This window comes from Nostoc sp. CHAB 5836 (assembly GCF_020829445.1).
Taxonomy (GTDB): Bacteria; Cyanobacteriota; Cyanobacteriia; order Cyanobacteriales; family Nostocaceae; genus Nostoc.
Genome location: NZ_JAIVFV010000230.1, coordinates 1 through 9,133, shown reverse-complemented (window position 1 = coordinate 9,133; position 9,133 = coordinate 1). Strand labels below are relative to the sequence as shown.

Annotated in this window: 18 protein-coding genes; 8 read left to right on the top strand and 10 right to left on the bottom strand. The window is 41.4% G+C overall.

What is annotated here, in order from left to right:
- The 5 genes from LC605_RS28940 to LC605_RS28920 form a co-directional block, all read right to left on the bottom strand.
- Positions 1–757 (bottom strand): hypothetical protein (locus LC605_RS28940; protein ID WP_229550893.1); only part of this gene is annotated, 757 nt, incomplete at its 3' end.
- Between the two features lie 120 nt (positions 758–877).
- Entirely contained in the window at positions 878–1,267 is a 390-nt protein-coding gene (locus LC605_RS28935; RefSeq protein WP_229550892.1) for a hypothetical protein, read from the bottom strand.
- A gap of 17 nt (positions 1,268–1,284) precedes the next feature.
- Positions 1,285–1,488 (bottom strand): hypothetical protein, encoded by a 204-nt coding sequence (locus tag LC605_RS28930; protein ID WP_229550891.1) that lies wholly within the window; start codon positions 1,486–1,488, stop codon positions 1,285–1,287.
- Positions 1,481–1,639, bottom strand: a complete 159-nt coding sequence (locus tag LC605_RS28925; RefSeq protein WP_229550890.1) for a hypothetical protein — start codon at positions 1,637–1,639, stop codon at positions 1,481–1,483. Before LC605_RS28925 ends, LC605_RS28930 begins: the two co-directional genes overlap by 8 nt.
- Before the next feature lie 271 nt (positions 1,640–1,910).
- The gene (locus LC605_RS28920) at positions 1,911–2,630 is read right to left on the bottom strand and encodes a hypothetical protein (RefSeq protein ID WP_229550889.1); all 720 of its coding nucleotides are present in this window, start codon (positions 2,628–2,630) and stop codon (positions 1,911–1,913) included.
- Positions 2,631–2,794: 164 nt separating this feature from the next.
- Between LC605_RS28920 and LC605_RS28915 the strand changes: the two genes are divergently transcribed.
- The 6 genes from LC605_RS28915 to LC605_RS28890 all read left to right on the top strand — a co-directional run bounded on the left by LC605_RS28915 (position 2,795) and on the right by LC605_RS28890 (position 4,660).
- Positions 2,795–3,139 (top strand): helix-turn-helix transcriptional regulator, encoded by a 345-nt coding sequence (locus tag LC605_RS28915; protein ID WP_229550888.1) that lies wholly within the window; start codon positions 2,795–2,797, stop codon positions 3,137–3,139.
- A 63-nt stretch (positions 3,140–3,202) separates the two neighbouring features.
- Positions 3,203–3,385 (top strand): hypothetical protein, encoded by a 183-nt coding sequence (locus LC605_RS28910; protein WP_229550887.1) that lies wholly within the window; start codon positions 3,203–3,205, stop codon positions 3,383–3,385.
- Between the two features lie 3 nt (positions 3,386–3,388).
- Positions 3,389–3,766, top strand: a complete 378-nt coding sequence (locus LC605_RS28905; RefSeq protein ID WP_229550886.1) for a hypothetical protein — start codon at positions 3,389–3,391, stop codon at positions 3,764–3,766.
- A 51-nt stretch (positions 3,767–3,817) separates the two neighbouring features.
- Complete coding sequence (locus LC605_RS28900; RefSeq protein ID WP_229550885.1) at positions 3,818–3,970, top strand: hypothetical protein; 153 nt, start codon at positions 3,818–3,820, stop codon at positions 3,968–3,970.
- Positions 3,971–4,082: 112 nt separating this feature from the next.
- Positions 4,083–4,373 carry a type II toxin-antitoxin system ParD family antitoxin gene (locus LC605_RS28895; RefSeq protein ID WP_229550884.1) on the top strand — a complete coding sequence of 97 codons (291 nt, stop codon included), beginning with the start codon at positions 4,083–4,085 and terminating at the stop codon, positions 4,371–4,373.
- Positions 4,370–4,660, top strand: coding sequence for a type II toxin-antitoxin system RelE/ParE family toxin (locus LC605_RS28890; protein WP_229550883.1), 291 nt, complete (start codon positions 4,370–4,372; stop codon positions 4,658–4,660). Before LC605_RS28895 ends, LC605_RS28890 begins: the two co-directional genes overlap by 4 nt.
- A 347-nt stretch (positions 4,661–5,007) precedes the next feature.
- Here LC605_RS28890 and LC605_RS33185 read toward each other — a convergent pair whose 3' ends face one another.
- The gene (locus LC605_RS33185) at positions 5,008–5,130 is read right to left on the bottom strand and encodes a hypothetical protein (protein ID WP_267868700.1); all 123 of its coding nucleotides are present in this window, start codon (positions 5,128–5,130) and stop codon (positions 5,008–5,010) included.
- Between LC605_RS33185 and LC605_RS28885 the strand changes: the two genes are divergently transcribed.
- Positions 5,129–5,314 carry a hypothetical protein gene (locus LC605_RS28885; protein WP_229550882.1) on the top strand — a complete coding sequence of 62 codons (186 nt, stop codon included), beginning with the start codon at positions 5,129–5,131 and terminating at the stop codon, positions 5,312–5,314. The genes LC605_RS33185 and LC605_RS28885 overlap by 2 nt on opposite strands.
- Positions 5,315–5,468: 154 nt before the next feature.
- Here the strand turns inward: LC605_RS28885 and LC605_RS28880 are convergent, their stop codons facing one another.
- The 3 genes from LC605_RS28880 to LC605_RS28870 all read right to left on the bottom strand — a co-directional run bounded on the left by LC605_RS28880 (position 5,469) and on the right by LC605_RS28870 (position 7,896).
- Entirely contained in the window at positions 5,469–6,194 is a 726-nt protein-coding gene (locus tag LC605_RS28880) for a hypothetical protein (protein ID WP_229550881.1), read from the bottom strand.
- Positions 6,195–6,197: 3 nt separating this feature from the next.
- Entirely contained in the window at positions 6,198–7,187 is a 990-nt protein-coding gene (locus LC605_RS28875) for an ImmA/IrrE family metallo-endopeptidase (RefSeq protein WP_229550880.1), read from the bottom strand.
- Positions 7,188–7,668: 481 nt separating this feature from the next.
- Positions 7,669–7,896: a hypothetical protein gene (locus LC605_RS28870; protein ID WP_229550879.1), complete on the bottom strand. Its 228-nt coding sequence runs from the start codon at positions 7,894–7,896 to the stop codon at positions 7,669–7,671.
- Between the two features lie 66 nt (positions 7,897–7,962).
- On the opposite strand from LC605_RS28870, the gene LC605_RS28865 reads away from it, so the two are divergent.
- The gene (locus tag LC605_RS28865; RefSeq protein WP_229550878.1) at positions 7,963–8,337 is read left to right on the top strand and encodes a helix-turn-helix domain-containing protein; all 375 of its coding nucleotides are present in this window, start codon (positions 7,963–7,965) and stop codon (positions 8,335–8,337) included.
- Here LC605_RS28865 and LC605_RS28860 read toward each other — a convergent pair.
- On the bottom strand, positions 8,284–9,003 hold the full coding sequence (locus tag LC605_RS28860; RefSeq protein WP_229550877.1) for a hypothetical protein: 720 nt from the start codon (positions 9,001–9,003) through the stop codon (positions 8,284–8,286). The two genes, LC605_RS28865 and LC605_RS28860, sit on opposite strands and share 54 nt — an antisense overlap.
- Positions 9,004–9,133 lie beyond the last annotated feature (130 nt).

Genomic DNA, 9,133 nt, shown 5'->3' with positions numbered 1-9,133 from the left:
ACCGCTTCTTACCTTGTGGTAAAACTTGGCTTATCTGTTGTTGTAGAGATGCCCTAGCTTCACCTTCCGAAACTGGGGGCAATGCTGGTGCAGTGACAGCATTCGATGCCCAGCGCTCGTAAGTCTCATTTGTCACCCAGTGCAGTGTTGCCCCACTTTCTGCACCAGAGCGAATCATTTCTGCCGCTAAGAGTGCGTCCCTTTCAAAATCAGATTGGGGATTGCGATAGCTCCATTGGATGAACCAGTATGTTCCCAGCGCCCCTTCCACTTTTTGGAACTCTGCACAAAAGATGTAGTTTTTCAGTACGCTAGCGATCGCGCCATAACAAAACTCTTTCGGATCTCCCGGCATCCCCTCTTCACACCATTGCTGGAAGGCACGATGGGCAAAGTGGTTGTACAAATTAGCGAATGAGTCTTTACTGCGGCGGTGCATCAAGAAACAAAGCAGCATGGAAGCGGGGCCTTTGAACTGGTCTTTGAGTTCGCCACCAACCGGAATCACCCAAAGCTCAGTGAATGGTTCGTTGGTAAAGTTTTCGTTGATAGTCATGGTGCGGTCTGGGCGAGAAATAGCGATCGCAAAGTCAGCTTTGTTACCTTTGAGATATCCTCCGGCTTGTGCCTCTAAAATTGTTAGCTTGGGAGGACAGTCAAGTAAGAATTGCCCGTATTCTTTAGCGCAGTTGGCTTGCAGTTTTGGTTGACTTGGAGGGATGAGAAAAACGCTGTTGTTGATTGTGATAGTTTCCATGTTTGTGTTTTATTGATTGTGTTAGGGTGACGTGTGCAATAATGGGAATTCTGTAGCGGGAGAAGAACTTCCGTGCGTTCATCTAAAGGAATGCCATTGCTTTAGATGAACGCTTTTGTACTACACAGAATGTTCCTGATTCTGCTCTAACTCCCATTCCAGATAAGTTAGGGCGGTGGTGGCATCAGCAATGTTTAAATCAGGGCTATATCCCAAGGAGAGCAGTTGCTCGTACTCTGGGTGCGTAGCAATAAGAGATATCAGATTTTGGGCAATTTCAACTAACTGGCAGAGATTGGAGTTAGACATTTCAAAGCCGAGCCGTGAACATAAATCTCTGGTTTTTACCCCGATGGTTCCTGGTTCAATCTCCGTTTCTAACTCTTCAAGAGAGAAAAGAAAATCAGGATGTTCATCGTTGATTTCAACCTCAAATAAACCTGCGCTCTGTGTGGCGATAGTTGCCCAATCGGGTAAAGTCTGTGGAATGGTTTTCGCGTAAAGTTTCATGATTTTCTCCTTTGTGATTAAAAATCTTCGGCTATCTCCAATAGAAAACCGCATCCAGTATTTTGTACTTGCACCAGTTCTCTATCCAGCAGGGTTTGAATGACTGAATTGGAGACTTGGAATTGCAGAGAGTGCAGAGGAACACAACCACCGCAAAGTTGAATCAAACGCAGCAGGTGATTCGCTCTCCGGTCAAAGTTGCTGTTTACTTCTTCAAGCATTGTTTGCACTTAACTGTTGTTGAAAAATTGCTGTTTGGTACTGATAAAACTCAATCTCTGCGGTGATTTGTGAGACTAATTCCTGCGGAGAGAGCGTTTGAATTTGATTCTCTTCAAAGTGAAATAGTTCGTCAGAATTTTTCCGAGACATTAGCACATAGCGCCAACCAAAACAATTACCAATTCGCAATTCGCAATTCGCAGTTAAAGATAATTGCGAATTGCGAATTGCGAACTGCGAATTGTTTTGTGCGCTGTTCCAAAGCAAAGCGGGGATATTCCCAGTGTTTGGGTATCGTGATTGTTGGTTGCATTGATTTATGATTGTTGAGAATGTGCTGGCGTAGGCGTAGCCCGCCGTAGGCATCGCTGTTGGTCGTGTCTGTCGAGCAATCGCCTTGTGTGCCAGAATTACGCCGCCATTAGTTCAAAAACTCGTTTATACTCCCGTAAATACTGCTATTCATCGGGGTTAACATCTCAAATGGGCGGTTCAACAATTGGGTTTGTGTGACCGCTAATAACCACACTGCTTGCAGCGCAGACTGACAAGCGACTCGTTCGGTATTGGCTGCGCGTGTCACCCACCAGCCGCCTAGGGTGCATCCCACTTCGCCCAGTTTCACCTCGTTGTTGTAGATTATTCCATTTATTCCATCGCCCACTATTTCAAACCCGTACTTCTGGCACTCGTTGAAAATTTGGCACATGATTTCGTTCTCAGTACTACCATTTGTGTCTGTAGCGTTTTGCTCTTGTACTGGTAGTGTGCCGTCTTTGTAATGTGAGCAAATGTAATGGTGACAAAGTATGTTCGTGGAAGCACGGTGGACTTCCTTGTTGTTCACCATCACTACCCAAGGTCGCGTTAGGTCGTTATCATAAGTGATTGCAGCGATCAACTTATCCCCGGCGTAATATTCGTGGTCGTAAAAGGAGATTTCAATGGGTGTCAGTGATACGTCCGCAGGGGTGACGAATTGGTCAGGGTGGGTGGACTGGTGAGCGATGATTGCGTTGATCCAGGTTTCGGCACCTCTCTTGTCTCCGGTGGGTGTTACGCCTAATTCGGCAGCGATTGTTTTCAGGCGAGGGAGGTTGTAGCGTCGAAGGGCTTGCTGTGTGTAGGTTCGATGTGTCATGATAAAGTTTCCTATTTTGGGAATAAAAGGCGATCGCTTCCAAAGTTTCGTAGGCTGTGGGCATCGCCTTTTGTTATATCTATATATTCGCATTTTTAAGCAATAGTGTCAATATGCGTATTCGCATTTTTAAGATATAGTATGTAGTGTGAGAATATGGAGGTATGGCAGTGCAAAACCGAATCAAAAAATTTATCGAAGAGAAAGGCATTAGCCGATATAAGTTCTGGCAAGACACAAAGCTTGGCAGAGATACCGCTTATCGTCTATGCAATGATCCAGGCTATATACCTACAGGCAGTGTATTAGATAAAATTTGCGCTACCTATAGAGTTCAGCCAGGAGAATTTTTGGTTTGGCTTCCTGACGATGAGCCATGCTTTGAAGCGATGACGGATAGCCAAATATTTGAAAGCGAGGAAGTGCCGAAGATTAACAAACACTCTCGCAACCAATCAATAGATCAAGCGGGTGGAATAGTGTTGCCGTTCGAGAGGAGGTCGGCATGAATGCCTTTACTACTAACTAAATTCACCCTTTATTGCTGTTATTTCCCTTGAGAGAAGGATTTAATGAGTAAACAAGAAAAACCAGAGTCGCGGCACGCGGCAACAGATCCAGAGAAGTGCCATAATATGGAGAAAAAGTATGGTTGGAAGCTATTACGGATAGAACCAACTGGAGACAAAACCCTAAAAGTTGACTGTATATTTGAAGGTGAAACCAAATTTCCCACCCACGAGCAGGAGAAATAAGCGATGGGCAAGTACATTATTTTTAAAGCTGAATCAATGTCAGCATCCGGCTGGGAGGAAAGGCGGTTGTCCCACACTGAAGCATTTACGAGCATACTTGCTGAACACTACGATTCTTCTAATTCGCCGTTGCCTGAGCCAGGATACAGGCTAAGGGAATATCACCGAGTTTCAAAGTTTGCTGATAAACAGTTTCCTGATGCAAGTACTCACAGCAGAATTGGAGATTGGGAAGTAGCTAGGGTTGAAGAATATGCCAGCGATATTCCCAATCATGATTTTGAGGCTGTGGTTATTTGTTATTGTCGGTACTCTCCAGTAACTACTCCACTAGAGCCAATGCCAGAAATTGAAGTATCCCAAGAGTTACAAGAAGTTTAGTTTCAAGTATGCCAAGCTGATCGGCGATCGCTTATAAGAAATTTTGTCAGTATGACAGAACTACATTTTTACCCCCAGCGATCGCTCTTACAACGAATGCCCACACCAGAGTACACCAAGCCATACACGAACTGCGCCACGGGTCAGTTAACGAAGCAAACTTCTGCTGGCGCGACAGATTGCGGGAAAAAGCGAATGTGCTGATGATGCTGTAGGTATTGGTGTATCTGCTTTTCCAGTTGGACTAACAAAAATTGACAATTCTTGTTAGGATTGGCAGCATAGCTCTAGAGAAAACAGTTTAAAGTGATTGCTTATGAACGTACATCTGGGTGATACATTTGATAAGTTCGTCGCAGAACTCATCGTCAGTGGACTTTATCAATCGCAGAGTGAGGTGATCCGCGAAGGGCTGCGGCTGCTCAAGGAACGTGAAGACATACGCAAACTCAGACTTGAGGAGTTGCGCCATGAGATTCAAGTAGGAATAGATCAAATATCGCGGGGAGAATTTACTACTTATACTTCTGCAAATGAACTGGCTGACGAAATTAGGGCAACTGGACGGCGGCGGCAAAAGAATTCAGAACCTTGCACTAAGGAATGAAGCAGCTACGAGTTAGTGATGAAGCAAAGGCCGACCTGATTGATATCTGGTCGTACATCTCTCAAAACAACGAAGATGCAGCAGATGCCTTGATTGATAAAATTACAGGTAAATTTGATGAACTACTTGCTAATCCTAGGATGGGCAGAGAACGTATAGATATTGCGCCTCTTGTCCGCAGTTTCCCGGTAAGCAATTATTTAATATTTTATCGACTCATTGAAGAAGGGATAGAAATTGTCAGAGTAATTCATGGAGCAAGAAACATCCCAAATCTCTTTGAGTAAGTATGTGACCTGTAAAGTATGCACTTTGATTCCCAGCAAATACTTATGAACTTTCAATTTCACAACAGAATCCTCCACAACTTCTGTTGTTATTAAATCATTTCTGTTTTTGTTATCAATTAATTTTTTTAAATCTGAAGTTTTATCTTTCTTATACCCTCATTACAAAACTTCACTTTCTCTTCCAATTCCCGGCTTAATACTAGTTATTCTCATTAACCCTACTTTTTCTTACTTCTGTCCTAGTTTCTATGTACTACTCACGCCACTTTTTGTTGATGTGTGACAGTTAGGGTGCGGAAGGTGGGGTGTAAAACCCTCTATAGAGCGTAAAAAATCGAGGGCTTCTAGAATTGGTGTTGCTGAATCCATCCCCCTAATGTGGAATAACGCTGGTCTTCTGGTATTAATAGTAACTTTTCTAAAGCAACAATTTGTATAGAAAATTCTGTGCATTGGGTACTGGACATGACATTCCATGAAGATGCTAGTCGTATCCGTAAAGATAATGCCCCTCTTAATTTTTCGGTTCTACGGCGTTTATTTTTGAATCTTTTAGATAAAGATAAAACGGTGCGTGGAAGTGTTGCGATGAAAAGATATCGCGCAGGTTTAGATAACAATTACCTACTTCAAGTTATCGCAGCCATCTAAGTTTTCTCTCACGTCGAAAATTTAGCTATAAATGGTAGTTTTAGGTTGTCTAAAACAATTTTCTCATGAAGATATTGCAGTAAATACACAACTTTACATTTTAATAAATTGCCAAATACATCTGTAAATTACAATATATGTAATTGGTTATTTGTCAAATAAAATTAGATGCGTTTGCCCTGGGATAAGGATAAAGTAAGTTACCAGTCTCTTGTCTTAATACTTTAATCTCTGTTTCCAAATTTTCTTTTACTACGTTTTCTGATGCTTCGATACTATAACCGAATATCATTTTTATATTCTTATCACAATCTCGAACAGGGTAAATTTTAGGCTGTATTATATTAAAACCAAATTCTTCAATATACTTTAAAATCAACTGTTCTAAACACCATATTCTACCATCAAGATTTTCAATAATATCAGTAAAACCAGCCTTTATTAAACCCCTTAAACAGCATTTATCTTGGGTTAATAAATAACTATCAGTATAACCATTTTGATTAAGATAGCAAATATGATTAATTAAAATTGCTTCTCCTATATCAATTTTATCTTTTTTATCATTGCTTGTTTTGCTGTAATTTATCAATTTTAAATAAATATTTTTATCAATATCCAAATTTTGCTCTGAAAGAGTTGCAAATTTTTCAGTAATTTCTAATGCTTTCTTAACATTATATTGGGTATAATCGTTATTTGCTTGATTCCCTCTATTACGTTTTATTTGCCTATCAAGAGCAAACTTATATTTAAAACTATCGAGTATTTGTATTTGAGTTGCATCAATATCAAATGTTGTCAGGGTTTCATCAAATAAGTCACAAGTAGCCAGTTTAAGAATAATATCATTATCTAAACAATAAAATGACCCTGACAAAATTTAAACTCCTAAAACTTTCTCTAAATACTGATAGTTTTCATCATTAAACTTGTCCCAGTCTAATCTATCAGCTAAATATTCATTAATAGTCTGTTGAGCATCAACTGTAAAGCCTATTTTGTCTAGAGCTTTCTGAGCGAAGCCCCAATTGTTGTTATGCCAAGCGTTATTGAGTACAATTGAATCAACTTCAACAGAAGGATTTTCTATAGCTTTGTTCCTAGCGTGTTTTAGTAAATGATCGTTATTATGAAATTGCTTATCTCCTAAACAGTTATCACAGTCACCTAATAGCAACTGAGTCGCAAATTTATTTGCTTCGTCTTCTTCATTATCATTGCTATCAGATTCAATTTTTTCATCAATTAAAATACCTTCTTTTAAGTGCCCTAACGCTAAATGACCTAATTCATGTGCCAAATCAAAAGCTAATCTAGCAGAATATTTCTGTTTTGAAGTGAGAATAATTATAGGACGAGAAAATTGCCATTGAATTAAGCCTGCAAACTTTTTAGTGTTTTCAGGAAAATGAGAAAAATGAGCAACGGCAATTCCTTTACTCCAACAATACTCAAGTAAGGATATTAAATTAATTGTTGTATGATTTTTTAAAATCTCTGTTCTAATTTCATTAACATTGACAGGTAGAGGTTTAAAATTAACCTCTGTACCATACGCAATTAAGTCAACTACTCGACTGACTAAAGCCTGAGCAACATAAGGGTGATCCTTATTTTGGCTATTATGCTGCTTAAACTTGGTATGAGGTGGAGAATTAAATTTAATTTCTTCTTCTGCTACTAACAAAGATTTTAAGTCAAGGTTAAGGTTATCAGCGATATAACCAGCCCCTTCTAGCACACCGTATGATTTATTGTTGAGTTCATCATTCCACCAACTCGGTAAACCATTATTTCTTACATAATCTTGGTTTAAGCCTAGTTTGGAGAGTTTATCGTAGAGGGAAGACATAGTAAGCGTTTCTGTCATTGTCTTATCCTCCTTGTTGATGGTAAAAGTTAAAGCTTTATCCTGGTTTTAATCAATGATAGGCATTCTCCTCTATTATAAACGATTTTTCACCCTTCTTAACATAACTGTATCAAAATTCCGGCACTAAATAGGCAGCAAACAACCCTCTATTCAGTATATGACCATCTAACACTTCCCCAAAAAACGCGATCGCACCTCCCTACCCTTCTACCCCCCCGTTTCCGGAACCGAACCTCAAGAATCTCAGAATTCTCGCTGTTCGCCCCTAAAAAAGCGCGATCGCACCTCTGCTAACATACCCCCCCCGTTTTTGGATTTCAACCTCATGAAACTCCCAGGGCTATTTCATTCTAAAAAGTTGCTGGAGTGTGTCTAATCCAAAGGAACATAGCCGTTGAGCTTGTGCCATATTTTCAAACATATTGTCACGGAATAAATTGATGGCAAAATTTCGAGCGATGCCTGCGGCGGGCTACGCCTACGCAAAAATTTGAGGAAGGGGAGTGGTGCGAATTCTAGAGGCATCTTCACCCTGAGTAACGTCTCGAACATAATGAACTTTATTTTCAACACCCCAGTATCCTCTGATCCGTGAGGCGAATGCCTCCGCAGTTTCACTTAAAGAGGAAATGTAATAACGAGTCTCTGTTGTGACTTCAATCATGTGATGCGTGAATACTTGGCGCTCTGATTTTACTTGAATCAAAGTAGTAATACCAGTTCTCCATGAAGATGCACTAAATTAGTAGAAGCAGAAACAGGGTATAGGGGTATGGGAAATAGCTTCCAAGTAGAAGTATCTGAGAGCCAAGAAGAACTACAACACCGATTGCGCCATGCACTAACAGCAACAACCAAAGAAAGGTTACAGATGCTCTACTGGATTAAGGTAAGTGCGATCGCAACCAGACAGGAACTTGCACAACGCTTGGGAAGAGATGAATCAACAGTGTATCGTTGGCTGCAACGGTATAAACAAAGCGGGATAACTGTGAGAATGTGCTGGCGACGCCGAGTAGCCCAACCTAGGCATCGCAGCGACGGACTATTCCGCGTCGCAGCGATCGCCTTGTGTGCCAGAATTACGCCGCCATTAGTTCAAAAACTCGTTTATACTCCCGTAACTACTGCCGTCCATCGGGGTTAACATCTCAAATCGGCGATTTAACAATTCTGTATGGCGTGGGGTTTGTGCCACTGCTAACCGCCAAACAGCAACAAGGGCAGACTGACAGGCGACGCGCTCCTGCTCTGCTGCACCCACTACCCACCAAGAGCCATCGGTGCATCCGACTTCCCCCAGCTTCACGTCGTTGTTGTAAATCCCATCGTGGAGGATTTTAAAGCCGTATTTCTCGCACTCGTTGAATATCTCCGCCTTGATTGCGTTACCAGTCGTGCTATTCGTGTCTGTAGCGTTTTGTTCCTGGGCTGGTAAAGAACCATCTTTGTAATGTGAGCAGATGTAATGGTGACAAAGTATGTTCGTGGAAGCACGGTGGACTTCCTTGTTGTTCACCATCACTACCCAAGGTCGCGTCAGGTCGTCGTCGTAATGGATTGCGGCGATCAACTTATCCCCAGCGTAATATTCGTGGTCGTAAAAACTGATTTCGACGGGTGTTAGTGGTACGTTTGCAGGGGTGATGAATTGCTCAGGGTGGGTGGACTGGTGAGCAATGATTGCGTTTATCCAGGTTTCACTACCTCTCTTGTCTCCGGTGGGTGTTACGCCAAATTCGGCAGCGATTGTTTTGAGGCGCGGGAGGGTGTAGCGTCGAAGAGCTTGCTGTGTGTAGGTTCGATGTGTCATGATAATTGGACTTTGGACAAAAAAGAAGTGTTCGCGTATGTATTACGCGAATAAATGATTAATCTTGTTTATAGTTACCAGCAAAAAAAAAGCATAGCCACCAGAACCCCAAGGTATAGTAATATAAACT